This is a genomic window from Methylobacterium sp. J-026 (genome assembly GCF_022829585.1).
In the GTDB taxonomy this organism is placed as follows: domain Bacteria; phylum Pseudomonadota; class Alphaproteobacteria; order Rhizobiales; family Beijerinckiaceae; genus Methylobacterium.
In genome coordinates this window covers 1-21,252 of record NZ_JAKSYC010000312.1, presented here as the reverse complement: position 1 = coordinate 21,252, position 21,252 = coordinate 1, and the positions used below count along the sequence as shown (strand labels likewise).

Here is a 21,252-nt window from a genome sequence, read left to right as displayed (position 1 = left end):
CCTGCTGCGCAGGGTACCCTCCCCCGCAGAGGGGGGAGGGAAGGCGCGCGCGGAGGCTGATCTGTCCAAAAAAAATCATGCCGCCAGCGCCTCCTTCGGCGCGTAGTGGCAGGCGGCGAGGTGGCCCGGCGCCTTCGGCTCGAGCGCTGGGGCGTAGGTGCGGCACAGGTCGGTGACGTCCGGGCAGCGCCCGGCGAAGACGCAGCCCTCGATCCGGCCCTTCAGGCTCGGGACCATGCCGGGGATCTCGGCGAGCCGCGCGTCGCCGCCGTGCTCCAGGGCGCCGAGCTTGGGCACCGCCCCCATCAGGCCCCGCGTGTAGGGATGGCGCGGCGCCCGGAACAGGTCCCGGACCGACGCCTCCTCGACCTTGCGGCCGGCATACATCACCACCACCCGGTCGGCGACCTCGGCCACCACCCCGAGATCGTGGGTGATCAGCATGATCGCGGCGCCGACCCGGGCCTTCAGGTCGCGCATCAGGTCGAGGATCTGGGCCTGGATGGTCACGTCGAGCGCCGTGGTCGGCTCGTCGGCGATCAGGAGCTTGGGCGAGCAGGCGAGCGCGATGGCGATCATGACCCGCTGGCGCATGCCCCCCGAGAGCTGATGCGGGTATTCCCGCACCCGGCGCCGCGGCTCGGGGATGCCGACCAGCGTCAGCATCTCCACCGCCCGGTCCTCGGCGGCGCGGCGGCTCAGGCCCTGGTGCAGGCGCAGCGTCTCGCCGATCTGGCGGCCCACCGTCAGCACCGGGTTCAGGCTGGTCATCGGCTCCTGGAAGATCACGCTGATGTCGTTGCCGCGGATCTTGCGCATGGCGCCGTTGGGCAGGTCGAGGAGGTTCCTGCCCTCGAACTTGATCGCGCCGGCGATCCGGGCCGGCGGCTCGGGCAGGAGCCGCAGGATCGACATGGAGGTCACCGACTTGCCGCAGCCGGATTCGCCGACGATCGCCAGGGTCTCGCCGGACTGGATCGCGAACGAGACCCCGTCGACCGCCCGGTTGACCCCGTCGGGGGTGCGGAAATGGACCTGCAGGTTCTCGATCGACAGGAGGGGTGTGCCGCTCATGCCGGTGCTCATCAGACGTCTTTCGCCATGCGGGGGTCGAGGGCGTCGCGCAGGCCGTCGCCGACGAGGTTCACCGCCAGAACGGTCATCGACAGGAAGACCGCCGGGAACAGGATGATGTAGAACTTCACCTGCCAGAGCGCCCGGCCCTCGGCCATGATGTTGCCCCAGGAGGGGGTGGCCGGCGGCACGCCCGCGCCGATGAACGACAGGATCGCCTCGGTGATCATCGCGGAGGCGCAGATATAGGTCGCCTGCACGGTCATGGGCGCCAGCGTGTTGGGCAGGATGTGGCGCCAGATGATCGCCGGCATGCGCGTGCCCGTGGTCACCGCCGCCTCGACATAGGGCTGCTCGCGCAGGGACAGGACCACGCCGCGCACGAGGCGCGCCACGCGCGGGATCTCCGCGATGGTGATCGCCACGATCACGTTCTGGACGGAGCCGCGGGTCAGCGCCATCAGCGCGATGGCGAGCAGGATCGGCGGGATCGACATCATGCCGTCGACGACCCGCATGACGATCCCGTCGAGCCAGCGGACCATGCCGGAGACCAGCCCGACCGCGAGGCCGGCGATCGAGGCGAGGAACGCCACCGAGAAGCCGACCAGCAGCGACACCCGGGCGCCGTAGACCACCCGCGAATAGACGTCGCGGCCGAGCATGTCGGTGCCGAACCAATACTGCGCGGAGGGCACCCGGGTGCGCTTGGCCGGCGCCAGGGCGGTCGGGTCGACGGTGCCGAGCCAGGGCGCCAGCAGCGCCATCAGGAACACGACGAGGAGCAGGACGCCGCCGGCCACGATGGTCGGGTTGCGGCGCATGTAGGTCCAGACCGGGCCGCGGCGCTTGCGGGCCGGGATCACGTCCGGCAGGGGCGCCGCGACGGCGAGGCCGGGGGGCGGCGCTGCCTTGGGGACGGCCCCCTCGGGCGAGAGCCCGGCGGGCGGGGCGTGATCGGGGAAGGGCGCGACGGTCGCGGTCAATAGCGGATCCTCGGGTCGAGCACGGTGTAGAAGAGGTCGATGGCGAGGTTCACGAGCACGTAGACGAAGCTGAACAGCAGCACGACGCCCTGGATCACCGGATAGTCGCGCCGCAGGATCGCATCGACCGTGAGGCGCCCGAGGCCGGGTATCGCGAAGACCGTCTCGGTCACCACCGCGCCGCCGATCAGCAGGGCGATGCCGATGCCGATCACGGTCACGATCGGCACCGCGGCGTTCTTGAGGGCGTGGATGAACAGCACCGGCCCCTGCGACAGGCCCTTCGCCCGGGCGGTGCGGATGTAATCCTGCTGCAGCACGTCGAGCATGGTCGCCCGGGTCACCCGGGCGATCAGCGCGATGTAGACGAGACCGAGCGTCACCGCCGGCAGGATCAGGTTGGACAGCCAGGGCCACAGCCCCTGCTCGATCGGCGTGTAGCCCTGCACCGGCAGCCAGCCGAGTTCGAGGGCGAAGACGTAGGCGAGCACGTAGCCGACCACGAAGACCGGCACCGAGAAGCCCAGCACGGCGATCCCCATGACCAGCCGGTCGATCAGGCTGCCGGCCTTCCAGGCCGCGACGACGCCGAGCGGCACCGCCACCACGATGGCGAAGATCAGGGTGACGAGCATCAGCGAGACGGTGGGCTGGACCCGCTGGCCGATCATGGTGGTGACCGGCAGGTTGGTGAAGATCGAGGTGCCGAGATCCCCGTGGAGGATCTGCCAGGACCATTCCCCGAACCGGACCAGGAACGGCCGGTCGAGGCCCAGCGAGGCGCGGATCCGGGCGACGTCGTCGGGGGTCGCCTGGTCGCCCGCGATGATCGCCGCCGGATCGCCGGGGGCGAAGTAGAGGAGGCTGAAGACGAACAACCCGACCACCGCCATGACCGGGATGGTGGCCAGGATGCGCCTGCCGATATAGCCGAGCATGGGGCCTCGCTATGCGGTGGGCCGGAGGGCGCGGCCGGCGCCGCGGATCCCCCTCCCCCCTCTGCGGGGGAGGGTGGCCCCTGCGTCAGCAGGGGTCGGGAGAGGGGAGCCCGGGTTCAGGATAGGGTAGAACAGATGTGACGGACTCAGCCTCGTTCTGTACCGTCGCTCCCCTCTCCCGACCCCCTTCGGGGGCCACCCTCCCCCGCAGAGGGGGGAGGGAGCGCGTGCGGCGCGTACCGGCATGATGACCACCCGCCCCATCACGCCTTCGAAACCCCCCAGGTGAAGGGGATCGGCCCCTTCACGATGCCCGAGACATTCTTGCGCCACGCCTGGTAGCCCAGGAAGAATCCGGTCGGGACGTAGACCACGCCCGCGCAGGCTGCCGCGTTGACCTTGTCGATGGCGGCCTTCTCGGCGGCCGGGTCGGCGGCGTCGAACCACTCGGCGATGGCGGTCTCCACCGGCGGGATGTTCGGCCAGCCGAACCAGGCCGTGTCGCCGCTCGCCCGCACCGCCGGATAGCCCGCCGGGTTGATGGTGTCGGCCCCCGCGTGCCAGGTGTGGAACATGTTCCAGCCGCCCTGGGCAGGGGGCGCCTTGGAGGCCCGACGGGTGCCGGTGGTGCCCCAGTCGGTGGCGACGAAATCGACGTCGAAGCCCATCTGCTTCAGCAGGTCGGCGGTGATGTCCCCCTGGGCCTTGGTGATCGCCTGGTCCTGGGCGACGACGCAGACCACCTTCTCACCCTTGTAGCCCGCCTCCTTGAGCAGCTTCTGGCCGAGCTTGATGTCGCCCGTGCCGACCTTGCCCCCGCCGGCCTCGCTGTAGAGGGGTGTCCCGGGGGTGAAGAAGCCCGGCAGCTTCTTCCACAGGCCGTCGTCGTCCCCGACGATCGCCCGCATGTAATCCTCCTGGCTCATGGCGGTCATGACCGCCTGGCGGATCTTCGGGTTGTCGAAGGGCGGATACAGGTGGTTCATCCGGAACGACCCGATGTTGCCCAGCGGGTCGGCGATGTCGACGGTGAGGCTCGCGTTCTTGCGCAGGAGCGGCACGAGGTCGGAGATCGGATTCTCCCACCAGTCGACCTCGCCGTTCTGCAGCGCCGCCGAGGCGGTGGCCGCATCCGGCATGATCACCCACTCGACCCGGTCGACCAGGATGCGCTTGCCGCCGGCGAGCCAGGAATTCGGCTCGTCGCGGGGCTTGTAGCCGGCAAATTTCTCGAACACCGCCCGGGCGCCCGGCACCCACTCGTTCCGGACGAATTTCATCGGGCCGGAGCCAACATACTCGGTGATCTGCGTGAACGGGTCGGTCTTGGCGATCCGTTCCGGCATGATCAGCGCCATCGGGGCGTTGGTCTTGCCGAGGGCGAACAGCAGCTTCGGGAACGGCTTCTTCAGGCGCCAGCGGAAGGTCCTGTCGTCGGTCGCGGTCAGCTCGTCCTGGATCCCGCGGATCATCACGCCCATCGGGTCCCGGGCCATCCAGCGGGTGAGGCTCGCCACCACGTCCTTGGCCCGCACCGGCTCGCCGTCGTGGAAGGTCAGGCCGGGGCGGAGCCGGAAGGTCCAGGTCAGGTGGTCGCCCGAGACCTCCTCGGACTCGACCATCTGGCGCTGCGGCTTCAATTGCTGATCGACGCCGTAGAGCATGTCCCAGACGAGGGTGCCGGCGTTGCGCACCACGTACTGGGTCCCCCAGATCGGGTCGAAATTGGCGAGGTTGGCCTGGGGCACGAAGCGCAGCACCTTGGCGCCCTGCGCCAGGGCCGGCCTCGCGATCTGCGGGGCGGCCAGCCCGAGCGCGGCCGAGCCCTTGAGGAAGGTCCTGCGGTCCATCGTGATCTCCCTGGCGGCGCGGATCTCAGGCCCGAAGTGTCGGCCTACACCCTGTGGGCGAGTTTGCGCGGTTCTCGAGCAACGACGCAATGGCCCGGCGTGACACCGGGGCACGGGCCGGCACGCCCCTGGCCGCCGGGCGCGGCGCGGGGGGGACGGAGGCAGGCGGGATCGGCGCTGATCGAACTCACGCCCAGCGCCTCGCAAGCCCCGCGCCAGCCCGGCCGGAGATGCGTTATGTATTCAGAATCTGGGGGGTCTCACCGGGGCGGGCCGGCCGGCCTGTACGGGATCCGGTCGACGGGTATGGCAGTCGGAGCCGCCGCGCGCGCTTCCTCCCCTCTCTGCGGGGGCGGGCGGGCGGGCGGGCGGCGGCGGCGAGACCGGATCGGTCCCGTCCAGCCCCCGGATCCGGGCGTCTCAGCCCACCTGCCGCAGGTGGCCGCCGCGTGTGCCCGGGACCGCCCGCATGGCGCGGATGAAGGCCGCGATCCGCGGAGCGATCACCGCCCGGTAGCGGGAGCCGTTGAACACGCCGTAATGCCCGACCCCCGCCTGGAGGTGATAGGCCTTGCGCGCGTCGGGCAGGTTCGGCGTCAGGTCGAGCGCCGCCTTGGTCTGCCCGACCCCGGAGATGTCGTCGTTCTCGCCCTCGACCGCCAGGATCGCGCAGCGGCGGATCGCCCCGAGATCGACCGGCGTGCCGCGGTGCGCCATCCGGCCCTGCGGCAGGGCGTGATCGACGAACACGGTCTGCACCGTCTGGAGGTAGTACTCGGCGGTGAGGTCCATCACCGCGAGATACTCGTCGTAGAACTCCCGGTGCTTCTCGGCCGAGTCGCCGTCGCCCTTCACCAGGTGGTCGAACATGTCGGTATGCGCGGTGACGTGCCGGTCCAGATTCATCGCCATGAAGCCCGACAGCTGCAGGAAGCCCGGATAGACCCGGCGCCACGCCCCCGGATAGAGCGGCGGCACCAGGCTGATCGTGTTGCGCTCGAACCAGGTCTGGCCGCGCTCCTGCGCCAGGCAATTCACGGCGGTGGGCGAGCGGCGCGTGTCGATCGGGCCACCCATCAGGGTCATCGAGGCCGGGACCGCCGGCTCGTTGGCCGCCTCCATCAACGCCACCGCGGCGATCACCGGCACCGCCGGCTGGCACACGGCCATGACGTGCAGGTCCGGGCCGAGGACGGCGAAGATCTCCTGGAGGTAGTCGATGTAGTCGTCGAGGTCGAAGCGCCCGGCCAGCAGCGGCACCATCCGCGCGTCGGTCCAGTCGGTGACGAACACCCGGTGGTTCGGCAGCATCGCCTCCACGGTGCCGCGCAGCAGCGTCGCGTAATGCCCCGACATCGGCGCGACGATGAGCAGCTTCGGCTGCGGCTCGGCGGGCGGGGTCCCGAAGGCGCGATCGAAGGCGACCAGGCGGCAGAACGGCCGCTCCCAGACCACCCGCTCGGTGACCGGCACGGACACGCCGTCGACCACCGTCTCGCCGAACCCGAAGGCGGGCTTGCCGTACTGGCGGGTGGCGCGCTCGAACATCTCGCAGCCGGCGCTGACCGCCCGCGCGTAGGGGCCGTAGGCCAGGGGATTGCCGGGGATCTGGAGCCCGTAGCGGGTGAGGTCGGCGGCGATCCGGGCCGGCGTCATCAGGGCGCGGGCGCCCTCGTATAGCGAGTAGGCCAGGAGCATCGTCACCTCACGGATCCCCATCCGGCCGCCGACGCTCCAGCGTCTGCCGGCATGGAACTCTCAACGCATCGCGTTGCCAGGATAATGGTCTACCCTGAACGATAATGGAACATCCCCCATTCAGGCGGACTTGCCTGTGACCACATCGCCCGCGACGATTCGGCCCGGACCGCTTGCCGGCCCCCCTGCCTCCGCGCCATCGCCGGGGCTCCGCGAACAGCCGCCCGGGCCGATCTCTCCGGCGGCCCAATGAAGCAGCGCATGCCCGATACCGACCTCAGCGGCCTCGGCCGCGACGCCCGACACCTGCGGCTCGACACCTTCGTGCGCCTGCGCTGGCTCGCGATCACCGGCCAGAGCGCCGCCGTGGTCGGGGCGCAGTTCGGCCTCGGCCTGCCCCTGCCCTTCGGCTGGTGCTTCCTGGTGATCGCCACCTCGTCCTGGCTGAACCTGGCGCTGCGCATCCGCTTCCCGGCGAGCTACCGGCTGAGCGACGATTCCGCCGCCCTGCTGCTCGCCTTCGACATCGTGCAGCTCGCCGCCCTGCTGTTCCTCACCGGCGGCCTCCAGAACCCGTTCTCGCTGCTGTTCCTCGCCCCCGTGCTGATCTCGGCCACCGCGCTGCCGCCCGAGCGGACGCTGGCGCTCGGGCTGCTGGCGGTGGGGCTCGCGACCCTGCTGGCCCTGGTCCACCGCCCCCTGCCCTGGTTCGCCGACGGGCGGATCGAGCTGCCGTTCCTGTACGTCTCGGGGGTCTGGACCGCGATCCTGCTCGGCACCGCCTTCACGGGCGTCTACGCGTGGCGGGTGGCGGAGGAGACCCGGCTGCTCGCCCAGGCGCTCGCCGCCACCGAGCTGGTGCTCGCCCGGGAGCAGCACCTGTCGCAGCTCGACGGGCTCGCGGCCGCGGCGGCCCACGAATTGGGCACGCCCCTCGGCACCATCATGGTGGTCACCAAGGAGCTGATCCGCCAGCTCGGGCCCACCGCCTCCCCCGCCGTGGCGGAGGATCTCACCCTGCTGCGCGAGCAGGTCGACCGCTGCCGCGGCATCCTCGGCAAGCTCACCTCGCTGGACGGGGACGGCGCGGGCTTCCTGGAGACGGTGACGTTCAGCCACCTCGTCGAGGAGCTGGTGGCGCCGCAGCGGGCGCTGGGCACCGCCCTCGACATCAGCAGCCTGGGGGACGGCCCGGAGCCGGCCTGCCGCCGCAACCCGGGGGTGATGTTCGGGCTCGCCAACATCCTCGACAACGCCGTCGACTTCGCCGAGGCGCGGGTCTCGATCGAGGGGCGCTGGAATCCGGAGCGGGTCTGGATCGAGATCCGCGACGACGGCCCGGGCTTCTCCAGCGAGGTGCTGCTGCGGGCGGGCGAGCCCTACGTGACCACCCGCAGCCAGGACCGGCCGCAATCGGGCGGGACCGTGGGGGCCGGGCTCGGCCTCGGCCTGTTCATCGCCAAGACCCTGATCGAGCGCTCGGGCGCCCAGCTCGTCCTGATGAACGTGCCCATCCCGGACTCCCACGGGGCGGTCGTGCGCGTCTCCTGGGCCCGGCACATCTTCGAACGGGGGGCGGTGCCGCGCCATTCGCCGGAATTCAATATCCGCCACCCCCTGCCGCCGCGCGATGTCGTCCCTATATGAAAGACAGATCAAGAACCCGACCCCGAAAACTCGAAAGGAAAGCCGGATGCTGACGCAGCCCGGGACCACGCCGGCGACCGACGCTGCCGTGATCAACGACGCCGATCCGCTCGCCGCCTTCTCCGACCGCAGCCTGCTGATCGTGGACGACGACAAGCCCTTCCAGACGCGCCTCGCCCGCGCCATGGAGAGCCGCGGCTACCATGTGCAGGTCGCCGACAGCGTCGCGGACGGTGTCTCCGCCGTTGAGGCGCGGGCCCCCGCCTTCGCGGTGATCGACATGCGCCTCGGCGACGGCAACGGCCTCGACGTGATCGCCCGGCTCAAGGAGCGCCGCCCCGAGGCCCGGGGCGTGATCCTGACCGGCTATGGCAACATCGCCACCGCGGTCACTGCGGTGAAGCTCGGCGCCTTCGACTACCTGGCCAAGCCCGCCGACGCCGACGAGATCCACGGCACGCTGATGGCCCAGCCCGGCGAGCGGGCCGACCCGCCGGAGAACCCGATGTCGGCGGACCGGGTCCGCTGGGAGCATATCCAGCGGGTCTACGAACTGTGCAGCCGCAACGTCAGCGAGACCGCCCGGCGCCTGAACATGCACCGGCGCACGCTGCAGCGGATCCTGGCCAAGCGCGCGCCGCGCTGAACCGTTTCCATGCGGTCGGTTGCCTAGGCCGGCCCCGTTGGGCTAGCAGCACGGGTCTCGGACGGTTCCGTCCGGGACCCGAATCGTTTCGAGGGTGGATCTCGTGAACGGGCGCAACGCCATCACCATCGTGAGCATGATGGTCCTCGTCGGCACCGAGGTGTTCGCCGTGGCCATCGCGGCCGGCTGGGCCCTCGCGGGCCTGTTCGATCTCGGGGATCGGGTCGGCCACGTCCTGATGGGCCTCTTCAGCCTGTTCGCGGCCTGGATCATGCTCCAGTTGTGGCGCCGGGCGACCAGCATCGAGCCCCTGCGCGCCGGGTCCCCCGCCGCCCATCGGTGAACGACGCGGCCGCCGCGCTTGCGCTCCGCGCGGGTCGGCCCGTACTCCGGGTTCCGGCGTTAGACAGGCCGGTTCCCCGCCTGCTAACAACGGCCCGCGGCGTGCGTGACGACGCCGCAGGCGATATCCCCGATCCGGCCGCGCACGAGACCTGAAGATCCATGAAAGCCCGTATCATCGTCACCCTGAAACCCGGCGTGCTGGACCCGCAGGGCAAGGCGATCGAAGCCGCGCTCAAGTCGCTCGCCGTCGACGGGGTCGAGGGTGTCCGGCAGGGCAAGGTCTTCGACATCGAGATGGCGACCACCGACGGCGCCGTCGCCGAGGTGACGTTGCGCACGGCCTGCGAGAAGCTCCTGGCCAACACGGTGGTCGAGAACTACGCGATCGAGATCCTCTGATGCACGCCGCGGTCGTCGTCTTCCCTGGCTCCAACCGCGAGACCGACGTGGTGCGGGCCCTGCGCCGGTCGGGGGCGCGGGTCAGCCTCGTCTGGCACGCGGACCACGACCTCCCGGCCGGGACCGACCTCGCCGTCCTCCCGGGGGGCTTCTCCTACGGCGATTACCTCCGCTGCGGCGCGATCGCCGGGCGGGCGGCCGCCATGGACGCGGTGCGGGCCCATGCGGCGCGGGGCGGCCTCGTGCTCGGCATCTGCAACGGCTTCCAGATCCTGTGCGAATCCGGCCTGCTGCCCGGCGTGCTGATGCGCAACGTCGACCGGCGCTTCCTCTGCCACCGGCAGACGCTCCGGGTCGAGCGCACCGACACCCGCTTCACCAGCGCCTACAGGCCGGGTCAGGTCATCGACGTCTGCATCGCCCACGGGGAGGGCAACTACTTCGCCGATCCCGAGACCCTGGCGCGGATCGAGGCCGAGGGCCGGGTGGCCTTCCGCTACTGCGACGCGGACGGCGCCGTGACCGTGGAGGCCAACCGCAACGGCTCCCTCAACGCGATCGCGGGCATCCTGTCGGAGAATCGCACCGTGCTCGGCATGATGCCGCACCCGGAAAACTTCGTCGAGGAGCTGATCGGCGGGACCGACGGGCGCGGGCTGTTCGACAGCCTGGCGGCGTGATCTTTTGCGAAGACTGTATTTACCGAGCGTTAAGGTTCTTGAGTCATAAAGAGGCATCCAGAGATCTGGATGTGGAGTTGGATCTTCTCGTCCGCTCTGTTTGATGCCTCCCTGAAGACTTCTCGAAGCCGCTCCCTCCGGGGCGGCTTTTTTCTGTCGCGGCGCTGGGAAACGGATCCGCGCCCTCCCCCGCAGAGGGGGGAGGGAGGGCGCGGATCCTTCTCTGTATTGTGTGAGAAGCCGAAGCGCCCCTCAGTACAGCCCGCCGGCCTGCGCGGCCCGGTCGGCATCGGGCGGCACGGCCGCCGCCGCGGGGGCCGGCGCCTGGCCGCCGCCGGACGGCGCCACGTAGGAATCCGGCGGCGCGGTGCCGGGCTTGAACGCCTCCAGGATCGTTCCGGCGCCCTCCCCCGAACCAGCGCGGGTGCCGCTGGCCAGGTTGATGCGGATCAGCTTGATCCCCGGCGGCACCCGGAACGGGGTCGGCGGCTTGTCCTTGAGGGCGGTCTTCAGGAACTCCAGGGCGATCGGCGCCGCCAGCCCGCCGCCGGTGGCCCGGTCGCCGAGCGAGCGCGGCTTGTCGAAGCCCATATAGATCCCGACCGCGAGGTCCGGCGAGAAGCCCACGAACCACGCGTCCTTGGCGTCGTTGGTCGTGCCGGTCTTGCCGGCCAGCGGCTTGCCGATCTGCTTGAGCAGGGTCGCGGTGCCGCGCTGGACCACGCCCTCCATGATCGAGACCATCTGGTAGGCGGTGAGCGGATCGAGCACCTGCTCGGAATCGTCCACCAGCTTCGGCTCGTCCTGGCCCGACCACTTCTCGGCGTCGCAGCCAATGCACTTGCGGTTGTCGTGGCGGTAGATCGTCTCGCCGGTGCGGTCCTGGATCCGGTCGATCAGGGTCGGCCGGATGCGCCGGCCGCCATTGGCCAGCATCGAGTAGGCGGTGACCATGCGCATCACCGTGGTCTCGCCGGCGCCGAGCGACATCGGCAGCACCGGCAGCATGTCGTCGTAGACGCCGAAGCGGCGGGCGTACTCGGCGATGAGCGGCATGCCGACATCCTTGGCGAGCCGGACCGTCATCAGGTTCTTCGAGTGCTCGATCCCGTAGCGCAGGGTGTGCGGGCCGCCGGACTTGCCGTCGTAGTTCGAGGGCGTCCAGGCCTCCTGGCCGGGGCCGGCCTCGATGGTGATCGGGGTGTCCTGGATGATCGAGGCCGGGGTGTAGCCGTTGTCGAGCGCCGCCGAGTAGACGATCGGCTTGAACGACGAGCCGGGCTGGCGCATCGCCTGGGTGGCGCGGTTGAACTCGGATTCGTCGTAGGAGAAGCCGCCGACCATGGCGTGGACCCGGCCCGTATTCGGGTCCATGGCCACGATGGCGCCCGAGACCTCGGGCTTCTGGCGCAGGCGGAACTGACCCTTCCCGCCCTCGCTCGCCTCGACATAGACCATGTCGCCCGCCTGGAGGTTCGGGCGTCCGGCCCAGCGCATCCCGTCCGGGGTGATCACGCCGGTCTCGCGGTCCTTGCCCACCTGGCCCGAGGCCTCGCGCCTCGGCTGGAGGCCGACCTGCACGCCGCCGGCGCCGTTGCCCAGCACCACGGCGAGCCGCCAGGGCGCCACGTCGCCGAGCGCCGGAACCTCGGAGGCCGCCATGCCCCAGTCGCGGCCGGTCAGGTCGACCTTGGTGACGGGCCCGCGCCAGCCATGGGCCTGGTCGTAGCGCACGAGGCCGTCGACCAGCGCCTTGCGGGCCCAGCCCTGCATCTTCGGATCGAGGGTGGCGCGCACCGAGAGGCCGCCCTCGTAGAGCTTCTTCTCGCCGTAGCGCTCCGAGATCTCGCGGCGGACCTCCTCGGTGAAGTAGTTGGCGTTGGCGGCGTTCGGGAAGGCGACCCGCGGGTTGACCCCGAGCGGCATCTTCTTGGCGGCCTCCGCCTCTTCCTTGGTGATGTAGCCGTTCTCCGCCATCAGGCGGATGATCTCGTTGCGGCGGTCCAAAGCCGCCTGGGTCTTGCGGTAGGGGTGGTAGTTGTTCGGCCCCTTCGGCAGGGCGGCGAGATAGGCCGCCTCGTTGATGGTCAGCTCGTGGACCGACTTGCCGAAATAATCGAGCGCGGCCGCCGCGACCCCGTGCAGGTTGCGCCCGGGGACGATCGTGCCCAAGAAGATCTCGTTGAGATAGAGTTCGAGGATCTTGTCCTTGGAGTAGGCCGCCTCGATGCGCAGCGCCAGCAGCGCCTCCTTGATCTTGCGGTCATAGGTCTGCTCGGACGACAGCAGGAAATTCTTGGCGACCTGCTGGGTGATGGTCGAGGCGCCCTGCCGCTTGCCCGACTTGGCGTTGGTCAGGAAGGCGCGCACGATCCCCTCGGGGTCGATGCCGCCGTGCTTGTAGAAGTTCTTGTCCTCGGCCGACAGGAAGGCCGCGACCACGATCTTGGGCATCGCCTGGATCGGCAGGTACAGCCGGCGCTCGCGGGCATATTCGGCGAGCAGCGAGCCGTCAGCCGCGTGGACGCGGGTCATCACCGGCGGCTCGTAGGTGGCGAGCGCCGCGTGGTCGGGCAGGTCCTGGCTGTACTTCCAGTAGAAGTAGCCGCCCGCCGCCGCCCCGATCACGAACAGCACCGCGGCGGCGCTGAACAGGATCCCGAAGAAACGAAGGATCAGACGCATCCGGTGTTCCGCTCGTCGCTGGCCCGGCCGATGCCGGAATCGGCTCACCCGGCGCGTGGGTCCGCTCTCGATGCGGTCGGCCCCCGGATGTTCCCGTGAGGCCCCCTCGGATTGCCGGTTTCGACGGCGGTGCGACGGGGCGTTCGGATGCCCCGTATCGACACGTACTCTATGGTAAAACTGGGGCGACGGCGGCCGAACGGCGCGTCGGGGCCGGTCGGCTCAGGGTCGCACGATTGGTAAAGAACAGATCGATGGCCTTGGCCATGGATCCGGTGACGCCGGCGCGCCACTCCGGCGATTGCAGCATCTCCAGGTCGTGCTTGCTCGACAGGTAACCCAGCTCGACCAGCACGCTCGGCACGTCGGGGGAGCGCAGCACCACGAAGCGGGCCTCGCGGTGCGGCTTCCCGCTCATCTCCATCACGGGGCTAAGCTGGCCCATCAGGGTCCGGGCGAAGCCCGAGGAGAAGCCGCGCGTCTCCCGCAGGGTCAGCTCCTGCAGGATGTCGGCGATGTCCGGGGGCGCCTCGGCGGCGTCGACCCCGGCGGCGGCATCGGCCCGGTTCTCGCGCTCGGCGAGCTTGGCGGATTCGACGTCGGTGGCCTTCTCGGAATTGGTGTAGATCGTGGCGCCGCGCACCTGGGGGGCGGCCGAGATCGAATCCGCGTGGATCGATACGAACAGGTCGGCCCTGGCCTCGCGGGCGAGGCGCACGCGGTCGGCCAGCGGCACGAACACGTCCCGGTCGCGGGTCATCCGGACCCGGTAGCGGCCGCCCGCTTCGAGCTTCTCCACCAGGGCCTGGGCGAAGCCGAACACGATGTCCTTCTCGAACACGCCGCCCACCGCGATGGCGCCGGGATCGGTCCCGCCATGGCCGGCATCGACCATGATCAGCGGGCGCTGGTCGGCGGGTTCGGGCGGGGTGCTGCGGGCCTGGGCCGGGGCGGGGTCAGCGGTGGCGGCGGCCTTGCGGAACGCCTCGCGGTCGGCGCGCTGGAGCGGGACCGTGAGCAGCACGGCACCGTCGCGGGGCCGCGTCACCGTCTCGATCCGCCCGATCGTCGCCGGCGCCCCGAGATCGATGACGATGCGGGAGCGGCCGGGGGCGAACAGGCCGTAGCGGAAGGATTGCACGAGGCCGTCCCGGCGGCTGCCGGTCCCGGATTCGAGCTGGAAGTTGACCTCGGGCAGGTCGATCACCGCCCGGTCGGGCCGCTCCATCACGAAGCCGCGGGCCTCCACCGGCCGGGACAGGGTCAGGGTGAGGCGCGTGGTGCCGCCCTGGCTGGCGAGGTCCGCCCCGATGGCGACAGCAGGCCCGATGGCGGGCTTGTCGCCGGTCTGCGCGGGCGCGGGCAGACCCGCCAGCGCCGGGACGAGCGCCACGGCGAGGCGAAGACAGGCGGAACGGATCAGGCGCGCACAGCTCGGCATCGGTCCGGTGTCGTTTCCCGTCCCCTCCGTCAAGGGATGCGGCCGGCATGGTTAACGGACGGTTGCCGTCGCCGGTTCGTTCCGGGCGCCCGTCTTGTCAAGGGGCGACACCGGGTGCCCGGTGCCCCGCCGTCAGCGGAACGCGACGAGGCGGCTCGCCTTGCCGAGCACCGTGACCCAGCAGGAGAGGGAGGCGTCAGCGGCGCGCTGGACCTCGCCGACCTGCAGGCGGATCAGATCGGCCGGCGTGCGCGCATCCGTCAGGGCCCGGACATGGGCCAGGGCGGCCTCGCCCTCGCCGCGCATGTAGCGGGCGATGGTCGAGCCGATCTCGACCATGTCGAAGCGGTCGGGCGCCAACGCGACGGGATCCTGCATCGGCGCAGGGACGGCCTGGCGATCCGGCTCGACCGTCGCGGTCGTCGGCGCCGGTGCGCGGATCTCGGCCGGCGCGGGGGCCGGATCGTCCGACGGCGCGGCGACGGACACGTGCGATATGATGTCCGAGGCGATGGCTTCGACCCCCGCCGGGGCGGGGACGACGTCCGGCATTTGGGCCGGCACCTGGGCCGGAAGCGCGTTCGGGGTCTCGACCGACGGCGTCACGAGGGCGTCCGACAGGGCGGTCCCCTCCGGATCCAGCGGCGGTCTCGCTTCCCAGGCCGGGCGATCCCCGCGCGGTCGACGCTGCTTTCCCATGGGGCGCTCTCCTCCTGTCCGCGTCCACCGATCCCGGCGCGGTTCGGCCGCTTGCCGTATCGGGATCGGACCTGTGCGACGCCCGGGCGTCGGATCGTGGGGACCGGCCCGCCTGGTGCGGCCGGATCCCGGGGGCGGCGTCCCGCGATCCGCGCGGATCGGGGGACGGGCGGTCGACCTCAGCGGGCGACGGTCTGGGCGAAGGCGCCGTAATCCTTGGCCTGGGCCTGGAGCGCGGCGAACTGGCTGCGGACGAACTCGGACTGGAGCTCGAACGCCTCGCGCAGGTCCTTCGTGCGCACCAGCTTCTGGGCGAAGTCGAAGGTCGCGTTGGCGTTGGCCTGGGCGTGGTCGAACCCCTTCGCGATCACCGCGCTGAAGGTCGACTGGAAGGTCTGGCCGGAAGCCTGGGCCTGCTCGGCGGCCTTGACGGCGTTCGTCATCATGGTGCCGACGGCGGTCCGGGCCTGATCGACGCTCTTCTCGGCGAAATCGCGCATCTCGGTCGGCATCTCGAAATTCGGGTTCTGCATGGCTGTCTCCAGGATGATCCTTCGCGCGGGACGCCGGCTGCGTCCGCCGTGACGCGGCTCTATATGTTGCACTGCAACAAGAAGTCAAGTGCAGAATCCGGTGCGAGACCGGGCCAGAGATCCTCGATAAAATGCCGATTCCATGATCTCGGACAGTCACCGCTCACGGGCTATCGGATTCGGCAGGCTCGTTACCAAGCTAAGCCGTTTATCCAGGTCGCTTCGACCGCTACAGGCGATGGCCGGGGAGGTGACAAAATTTCTTTCCGTTGTCCAGGGGGCCCCGCGCGACGGATAAAATCTATTTTGCATCCTCAGGACGGCTCCAGCCCCGATCCGTGCGCTCCGCCCCTCGGATATTGCAACGCAACAGAGCCGGATCCGAGCAGCCCGGCATAGAGTGCCCGAAGCGCGGCCGCGTGGGCCGCAAGGCTCATGGGCCGGGCGTGGAACTCGGCCCGGGCCCGGGCCCCGAGCTGTCCGGCCACGGCGTCGTCCCGCAGGGCCGTGAAGGCCGCCGCCAGCGGCCCGACCTCCGGGGCGACCACGAAGCCGGTCTGCCCGTGGCGGACCTTCTCGGCGGCCCCGGACCGTTCGGAGGCCACCACCGGGATCCCGGCCGCCAGCGCCTCGTAGACGGTGAGCGGACCGGTCTCGTACCAGCGCGACGGCGCGGCCAGCGCCCGGGCCCGGGTCCGCAGCAGCGCCCAGACGGCCTCGGGCGCCTGCCAGCCGATCACCGTGACGCCGTCCCGGGCGCGCAGTTCCGCCTCCAGGGGGCCGGCGCCGATGAACAGGGCGGGCAGGCCGGCGGCGCGGGCGGCCTCGGCCACGAGGTCGGCGCCCTTCTCCCGGGTCAGGCGCCCGACATAGGCGATCGCGTCGCCGCGGGCGGGCTCCGCCGCGGGCCCGTCCGCCACCCGGACGGGGTTGTCGATCCGGTGGTGCTTGACGCCGGGGCCGCCGAGCCGGTCGCCCAGGCGCCGCCGGCTGGCGTCGCAGACGTGGACGAGGTGGAGCGGCCGCCCCCGCAGCGCCTGCCGCAGGGACAGGCTGCGGGCGACGCGCACGAGCTTGTGCGCACGGCTGCGGGGATCGCAGGGCGCCGCGATGCAGGCCGCCGACAGGGGCGCGAGCCCGCAGGGCTCGGCCCGGTCGAAGCGGTAGTAGACGCCGTTCGGGCAGGCCAGGGCGTAGTCGTGCAGGGTCACGACCAGGGGCACGCCGACCCTCGACAGGACCGGGAAGACCGAAGGCGACAGGGCGCGGGTCCATTGGTGCAGATGGAGGCAGTCCGGCGGCTCCGGGAGGGCGGCCAAGGCCGCCGCGAGCCGGCGCGCCGCGGCGGCGTGCCAGATCCCCGCCGCCGCCGCCCTGGCGCCCCCCAGGGTCCAGATGTCGGGCAGGCCGAGCACGACCCGCCGGATCCGGTCATGGTCGAGCAACGGATCGACCGGGCCCGGGACCGCCTGGATGTAGGTGACGGCGAGGCCGGCCTCGGCGAGGCCGCGGGCCGATTCCAGCGCGACCTTCTCGGCCCCGCCGCTGGCGGCCGCGAACTCGGCCAGGATAACGACATGCATGGACGGGATCTCGGGGCGCGCCTCACCCCGACGAGGATGACGGAAACCGGTTTACGCGGGATCAACCGGGGACGGGTACAGATCGCCGTCCCGGATCGGAGCGGCGGAGTTCCTGACGTGCACGTCGTCCTCGTCGCAGACCACGCCGCGATCAACGGCGGCCAGGCCAAGGTGGCGATCGAATCCGCCCTGGGCCTCGCCGCCCGCGGATTCCGCGTGAGCCTGTTCGCCGCCGTCGGCCCGGTGGATCCGCGGCTGGAGGCCGCCGGCATCCGCGTCGTCTGCCTGGGGCAGGACGACGTCTCCACGGCGCGCAGCAAGCTGGCCTTCGCCGCCCAGGCGATCTGGAACCGGACGGCGGCCCGGGCGCTCGCCCGGGAACTCGCCGCCTGCGATCCCCACGACACCCTGGTCCACGTCCACGCCTTCGCCAAGGCACTGTCGCCTTCGATCGGCCCGGCGCTCCGGGCCTCGGGCCTGCCCTGCCTCTACACGATGCACGAGTTCTTCCTGGTCTGCCCGACCGGCGGCTTCTACGCCTACCCGGAGCAGGCAATCTGCCACCGCACGCCGATGTCGGCCGCCTGCATCGTGGCGAACTGCGACGCGCGCAGCTACCCGCGCAAGGTCGCCCGGATGGTCCGCCATGTCGGGCTCGCGCAGGTGGCCCGGCTGCCGGACCTGTTCGCCCACGTCGTCACGATCAGCGACCTCCAGGAGGGCGTCGTGCGGCCGCTGATGCCCCAGGGAACCGTCTTTCACCGGGTCGACAACCCGATCGCGGTGGCGCAGGCGCCGCTGCACGACGGCGCGCCGGGCGACTTCCTGTTCGTCGGACGGATCTCCACCGAGAAGGGCGCGCCGATCTTCGCCGAGGCGGCCCGGCGGGCGGGGGCGCGGGCGGTCTTCGTCGGCGACGGGCCCGAGCGGGCCGAACTCGCGGCGCGCTACCCGGAGGCCGTCATGCTCGGATGGCGCGAGGCCGCCGCCGTGCAGGCGCTGATGCGGCAGGCGCGCGCGCTGGTCTTCCCGAGCGTCTGGTACGAGGGCCAGCCGCTCACCGTCTACGAGGCGCTCGCCTGCGGCACCCCGGTGATCGTCAGCGACGCCTGCGCGGGGCGCGAGGCGGTGGTGGACGGCGCGACCGGGTTCTGGTTCCGCTCCGGCGATCCGGAGGCGCTCGCCGCGCATATGCGCCGCCTGTCCGACGACGGGCTCGCCGCCCGGATGGGCCAGGCCGCCTACGACCGCTACTGGGCGGCACCGCTGAGCCTGGACGCGCATCTCGACCGCCTCGGAGGGGTCTACGAGACGGTCATGCGCGGGGCCGATGCCCGCGGGCTGGTCGCCGCGGCGGCCGGGCACCCGGTCGCGACCGCCGGGTGACGCGGGGGCCGCGCGCGGAAAGATCGGAAACACCCGCCCTCCCTCGCGTTGATCCGCATCGGCACCTTCAGCGTGCCTCCGTCACGGACGAGCGAGCGACATGGCCGACGAGCAGAAGCAGAACGCGACCAAGCCGGGCTTCCAGCAGGGCAGCGCCAAGCCAGGCGATGACAAGCACCCCGAGAACAAGCAGGAAAAGCTCAGCGAGCGCCTGGACGACGCCCTGGAGGAGACTTTTCCGTCGAGCGATCCGGTCTCGGTGAAGATCACCAAGTAGATATCCGGTCGGGAAAACCCGCGGGGCGGTGTCCGTGCTTAGGAACCGCGCCCTCCCTCCCCCCTCTGCGGGGGAGGGAGGGCGTGTGGGAGTTCTGGACTGCTAAACCGATCGACCGGACAACGATCCCGAACCCGATTGTCAACCCGCAAGCCTCTGCGGGCGGCCTTCAGCCGCCCAACCGATCACGCGGCTTCGAGCAGCCGCCGGGCGATCACCTGGGCCTGGATCTCGGCCGCGCCCTCGAAGATCGACAGGATGCGGGCGTCGCACAGGATCCGGCTCACCGGGTATTCCAGCGCGAAGCCGTTGCCGCCGTGGATCTGGAGGGCGTTGTCGGCGGCCGACCAGGCGACGCGGGCGCCCAGCAGCTTGGCCATCCCGGCCTCCAAATCGCAGCGCTTGCCGGCATCCTTCTCGCGGGCCGAGAAGTAGGTGAGCTGGCGGGCGATGTTGATCTCCACCGCCATCATGGCGAGCTTGTCGGCGACCCGGGGGAAGCTGACCAGCGGCTTGCCGAACTGGACCCGCTCCTCGGCGTAGCGCAGGCCGACATCGAGGGCCGACTGGGCGACACCGATGGCCCGCGCGGCGGTCTGAATGCGGGCCGATTCGAAGGTCTGCATGAGCTGGGCGAAGCCTTTGCCCTCGACTTCACCGAGGAGGTTCGCGGCCGGCACCTCGAACCCCTCGAAGGCGAGCTCGTATTCCTTCATGCCCCGGTAGCCGAGCACCTCGATCTCGCCGCCCGACAGGCCCTGGACCGGGAACGGCTCTTCATCGGTGCCGCGGGGCTTCTCGGCGATCAGCATCGAGAGGCCGCGATGGCCCTTCTCCTCGGGCTTGGTCCGGACCAGCACGGTCATGATGTCGGCCCGGACCGGATGGGTGATCCAGGTCTTGTTGCCGGTTATTTTCCACACATCGCCGTCCTTGACGGCCTTTGTGCGCAGGCTCGCGAGGTCGGACCCGGTGTTCGGCTCGGTGAAGACGGCGGTCGGCAAAATGTCGCCGCTGGCGATCTTGGGCAGGAAGCGGTGCTTCTGCTCCTCGGTGCCGCCGCACAGGATCAGCTCCGCGGCGATCTCCGAGCGGGTGCCGAGCGAGCCGACGCCGATATAGGCCCGGGACAATTCCTCCGAGACCACGCACATGGCGGTCTTGGGCAGGCCCATGCCGCCGTATTCCTCGGGGATCGTCAGGCCGAAGACGCCGAGCTCGGCCATCTTGGTGACGATCTCCATCGGGATGTAGGCGTTCTGCAGGTGCCATTCGTGCGCCTGCTCGACCACCTCGGCCTTGCCGAAGCGGCGCATCTCGGAGCGGATCGCCTCCATGTCCTCGTCGAGGCCCGAGGCGCCGACCGTGGCCGAGCCGCCGCCGTCGCGCATCAGCGCCACCAGGGCGGCGCGGTTCTCGGGGGTGTTGCCCTCGGCGATCAGGGTCTCGACCGCATCGGTGCGGTATTGTGCCACCTCCTTGGCGGTGAGGCCGAGGGAGCCTATGAGGCGGACCATCTCGCCCTGGCTCATCGGGATGCCGGAGAACAGCTGGTCGAGATACTCGCCGGCGCCGATCCGGACGAGGAGCGCCTCGGTCTCGCCGAACCGGCCCTCGGCCTGGAGGCGCTCGGCATAGCCGCCGAGTTCGCTGACCGCCTCGGCATAGGTAGCCAGCCACGCGAGCCCGTGGGCTGCGTGCTGCTGGCCCTCGAGCTTGCCCGCGTCGATCCGCCCGTCCGCGCCGAGGATCCGTGTCCGCACCCGGCGGGTGGCATCGGCCACGAGGGCCTTGGCGGTCTCGCCGGCGGCCCTGGCGAGGGCGGCGATATCCTGCGGCTCGGTCTGGATGGCGGGGGATGCGGACATGGTTCTGACTCGCCTGGCGTTTTCTTGGATCGTGCCTTTTAACGCGTCCGCGGCGCAAGCCGAAGCAGATTTCGTTTGCGGCGTCTTGAACTCAAGTTGAAGACCGGGGACGTGGCAGACGTCGGCTCGACTTGGAATGCCGGATCACATCTGGATTCGAGCGTCCGTTCTCGGGCAACGCTATTTGCCCGAGCGGCGCGTATCCCTCCCCCCTCTGCGGGGGAGGGTGGCCCCTGCGTCAGCAGGGGTCGGGAGAGGGGAGCGACGGTGCAGAACAGGGCGTAGGCCTTCATGGAGCCTGAGACCAATCCGGAAGCCGGGTTCCCCTCTCCCGACCCCCTTCGGGGGCCACCCTCCCCCCTCTGCGGGGGAGGGCGGCGCGATCGCGGAACCGGCGCGTAGCCGGTACGACCAACTGCGTAGCAGACGGAATTGCTACGTCGCGAACAAGTTCGTCTACACGGAGGATGGCTTGAAGATGCTGTTCAACGACCCGGACGGTTCGGAGGAGCAAGCC

At 70.7% G+C, this 21,252-nt stretch carries 18 protein-coding genes; 7 read left to right on the top strand and 11 right to left on the bottom strand.

Annotated features, from left to right (window positions below):
- Nucleotides 1-75: 75 nt before the first annotated feature.
- The 5 genes from MKK69_RS26355 to MKK69_RS26335 form a co-directional block, all read right to left on the bottom strand.
- Nucleotides 76-1,086, bottom strand: a complete 1,011-nt coding sequence (locus MKK69_RS26355) for an ABC transporter ATP-binding protein (RefSeq protein WP_243972857.1) — start codon at nt 1,084-1,086, stop codon at nt 76-78.
- Nucleotides 1,086-2,060 carry an ABC transporter permease gene (locus tag MKK69_RS26350; RefSeq protein WP_243972855.1) on the bottom strand — a complete coding sequence of 325 codons (975 nt, stop codon included), beginning with the start codon at nt 2,058-2,060 and terminating at the stop codon, nt 1,086-1,088. Before MKK69_RS26350 ends, MKK69_RS26355 begins: the two co-directional genes overlap by 1 nt.
- Entirely contained in the window at nt 2,057-2,998 is a 942-nt protein-coding gene (locus tag MKK69_RS26345) for an ABC transporter permease (protein ID WP_243972853.1), read from the bottom strand. Before MKK69_RS26345 ends, MKK69_RS26350 begins: the two co-directional genes overlap by 4 nt.
- 263 nt (nt 2,999-3,261) lie before the next feature.
- On the bottom strand, nt 3,262-4,848 hold the full coding sequence (locus MKK69_RS26340; protein ID WP_243972851.1) for an ABC transporter substrate-binding protein: 1,587 nt from the start codon (nt 4,846-4,848) through the stop codon (nt 3,262-3,264).
- Nucleotides 4,849-5,268: 420 nt separating this feature from the next.
- Nucleotides 5,269-6,546, bottom strand: coding sequence for a polyhydroxyalkanoate depolymerase (locus tag MKK69_RS26335; protein ID WP_243972893.1), 1,278 nt, complete (start codon nt 6,544-6,546; stop codon nt 5,269-5,271).
- Between the two features lie 261 nt (nt 6,547-6,807).
- Here MKK69_RS26335 and MKK69_RS26330 point away from each other — a divergent pair, with 261 nt between their 5' ends.
- The 5 genes from MKK69_RS26330 (at nt 6,808) to purQ (ending at nt 10,263) form a co-directional block, all read left to right on the top strand.
- Complete coding sequence (locus MKK69_RS26330) at nt 6,808-8,193, top strand: ActS/PrrB/RegB family redox-sensitive histidine kinase (RefSeq protein WP_243972849.1); 1,386 nt, start codon at nt 6,808-6,810, stop codon at nt 8,191-8,193.
- Between the two features lie 46 nt (nt 8,194-8,239).
- On the top strand, nt 8,240-8,839 hold the full coding sequence (locus MKK69_RS26325) for an ActR/PrrA/RegA family redox response regulator transcription factor (protein WP_243972847.1): 600 nt from the start codon (nt 8,240-8,242) through the stop codon (nt 8,837-8,839).
- Nucleotides 8,840-8,942: 103 nt separating this feature from the next.
- A complete protein-coding gene (locus tag MKK69_RS26320; protein WP_243972890.1) occupies nt 8,943-9,182 on the top strand; it encodes a hypothetical protein in 240 nt (79 codons plus the stop codon).
- A 161-nt stretch (nt 9,183-9,343) separates the two neighbouring features.
- On the top strand, nt 9,344-9,583 hold the full coding sequence (gene purS / locus MKK69_RS26315; RefSeq protein ID WP_243972845.1) for a phosphoribosylformylglycinamidine synthase subunit PurS: 240 nt from the start codon (nt 9,344-9,346) through the stop codon (nt 9,581-9,583).
- Nucleotides 9,583-10,263 (top strand): phosphoribosylformylglycinamidine synthase subunit PurQ, encoded by a 681-nt coding sequence (purQ, locus tag MKK69_RS26310; protein WP_243972843.1) that lies wholly within the window; start codon nt 9,583-9,585, stop codon nt 10,261-10,263. The genes purS and purQ overlap by 1 nt, the downstream gene beginning before the upstream one ends.
- A gap of 252 nt (nt 10,264-10,515) precedes the next feature.
- On the opposite strand, the gene MKK69_RS26305 is transcribed toward purQ, so the two are convergent.
- The 5 genes from MKK69_RS26305 to MKK69_RS26285 all read right to left on the bottom strand — a co-directional run bounded on the left by MKK69_RS26305 (nt 10,516) and on the right by MKK69_RS26285 (nt 17,204).
- The gene (locus MKK69_RS26305; protein WP_243972841.1) at nt 10,516-12,948 is read right to left on the bottom strand and encodes a penicillin-binding protein 1A; all 2,433 of its coding nucleotides are present in this window, start codon (nt 12,946-12,948) and stop codon (nt 10,516-10,518) included.
- 169 nt (nt 12,949-13,117) lie between these two features.
- Entirely contained in the window at nt 13,118-14,389 is a 1,272-nt protein-coding gene (locus MKK69_RS26300) for an N-acetylmuramoyl-L-alanine amidase (RefSeq protein ID WP_243972839.1), read from the bottom strand.
- Between the two features lie 132 nt (nt 14,390-14,521).
- Nucleotides 14,522-15,088, bottom strand: a complete 567-nt coding sequence (locus tag MKK69_RS26295; RefSeq protein WP_243972838.1) for a hypothetical protein — start codon at nt 15,086-15,088, stop codon at nt 14,522-14,524.
- Between the two features lie 179 nt (nt 15,089-15,267).
- Complete coding sequence (locus tag MKK69_RS26290) at nt 15,268-15,621, bottom strand: phasin (RefSeq protein WP_243972837.1); 354 nt, start codon at nt 15,619-15,621, stop codon at nt 15,268-15,270.
- A gap of 314 nt (nt 15,622-15,935) precedes the next feature.
- Nucleotides 15,936-17,204, bottom strand: a complete 1,269-nt coding sequence (locus tag MKK69_RS26285) for a glycosyltransferase (protein WP_243972836.1) — start codon at nt 17,202-17,204, stop codon at nt 15,936-15,938.
- Nucleotides 17,205-17,321: 117 nt separating this feature from the next.
- On the opposite strand from MKK69_RS26285, the gene MKK69_RS26280 reads away from it, so the two are divergent.
- Nucleotides 17,322-18,590, top strand: coding sequence for a glycosyltransferase family 4 protein (locus MKK69_RS26280; protein ID WP_243972835.1), 1,269 nt, complete (start codon nt 17,322-17,324; stop codon nt 18,588-18,590).
- A gap of 100 nt (nt 18,591-18,690) precedes the next feature.
- On the top strand, nt 18,691-18,867 hold the full coding sequence (locus MKK69_RS26275) for a hypothetical protein (protein WP_243972834.1): 177 nt from the start codon (nt 18,691-18,693) through the stop codon (nt 18,865-18,867).
- Between the two features lie 185 nt (nt 18,868-19,052).
- On the opposite strand, the gene MKK69_RS26270 is transcribed toward MKK69_RS26275, so the two are convergent.
- On the bottom strand, nt 19,053-20,735 hold the full coding sequence (locus MKK69_RS26270) for an acyl-CoA dehydrogenase family protein (RefSeq protein WP_243972833.1): 1,683 nt from the start codon (nt 20,733-20,735) through the stop codon (nt 19,053-19,055).
- Between the last annotated feature and the right edge of the window lie 517 nt (nt 20,736-21,252).

Bases quoted from the DNA above. Each gene is read 5' to 3' on its own strand.
- MKK69_RS26355 (WP_243972857.1), bottom strand. From the start codon at position 1,086: ATGAGCACCGGCATGAGCGGCACACCCCTCCTGTCGATCGAGAACCTG.
- MKK69_RS26345 (WP_243972853.1), bottom strand. From the start codon at position 2,998: ATGCTCGGCTATATCGGCAGGCGCATCCTGGCCACCATCCCGGTCATG.
- MKK69_RS26340 (WP_243972851.1), bottom strand. From the start codon at position 4,848: ATGGACCGCAGGACCTTCCTCAAGGGCTCGGCCGCGCTCGGGCTGGCC.
- MKK69_RS26335 (WP_243972893.1), bottom strand. From the start codon at position 6,546: ATGCTCCTGGCCTACTCGCTATACGAGGGCGCCCGCGCCCTGATGACG.
- MKK69_RS26330 (WP_243972849.1), top strand. From the start codon at position 6,808: ATGCCCGATACCGACCTCAGCGGCCTCGGCCGCGACGCCCGACACCTG.
- MKK69_RS26325 (WP_243972847.1), top strand. From the start codon at position 8,240: ATGCTGACGCAGCCCGGGACCACGCCGGCGACCGACGCTGCCGTGATC.
- purS (WP_243972845.1), top strand. From the start codon at position 9,344: ATGAAAGCCCGTATCATCGTCACCCTGAAACCCGGCGTGCTGGACCCG.
- purQ (WP_243972843.1), top strand. From the start codon at position 9,583: ATGCACGCCGCGGTCGTCGTCTTCCCTGGCTCCAACCGCGAGACCGAC.
- MKK69_RS26305 (WP_243972841.1), bottom strand. From the start codon at position 12,948: ATGCGTCTGATCCTTCGTTTCTTCGGGATCCTGTTCAGCGCCGCCGCG.
- MKK69_RS26300 (WP_243972839.1), bottom strand. From the start codon at position 14,389: ATGCCGAGCTGTGCGCGCCTGATCCGTTCCGCCTGTCTTCGCCTCGCC.
- MKK69_RS26295 (WP_243972838.1), bottom strand. From the start codon at position 15,088: ATGGGAAAGCAGCGTCGACCGCGCGGGGATCGCCCGGCCTGGGAAGCG.
- MKK69_RS26290 (WP_243972837.1), bottom strand. From the start codon at position 15,621: ATGCAGAACCCGAATTTCGAGATGCCGACCGAGATGCGCGATTTCGCC.
- MKK69_RS26285 (WP_243972836.1), bottom strand. From the start codon at position 17,204: ATGCATGTCGTTATCCTGGCCGAGTTCGCGGCCGCCAGCGGCGGGGCC.
- MKK69_RS26275 (WP_243972834.1), top strand. From the start codon at position 18,691: ATGGCCGACGAGCAGAAGCAGAACGCGACCAAGCCGGGCTTCCAGCAG.
- MKK69_RS26270 (WP_243972833.1), bottom strand. From the start codon at position 20,735: ATGTCCGCATCCCCCGCCATCCAGACCGAGCCGCAGGATATCGCCGCC.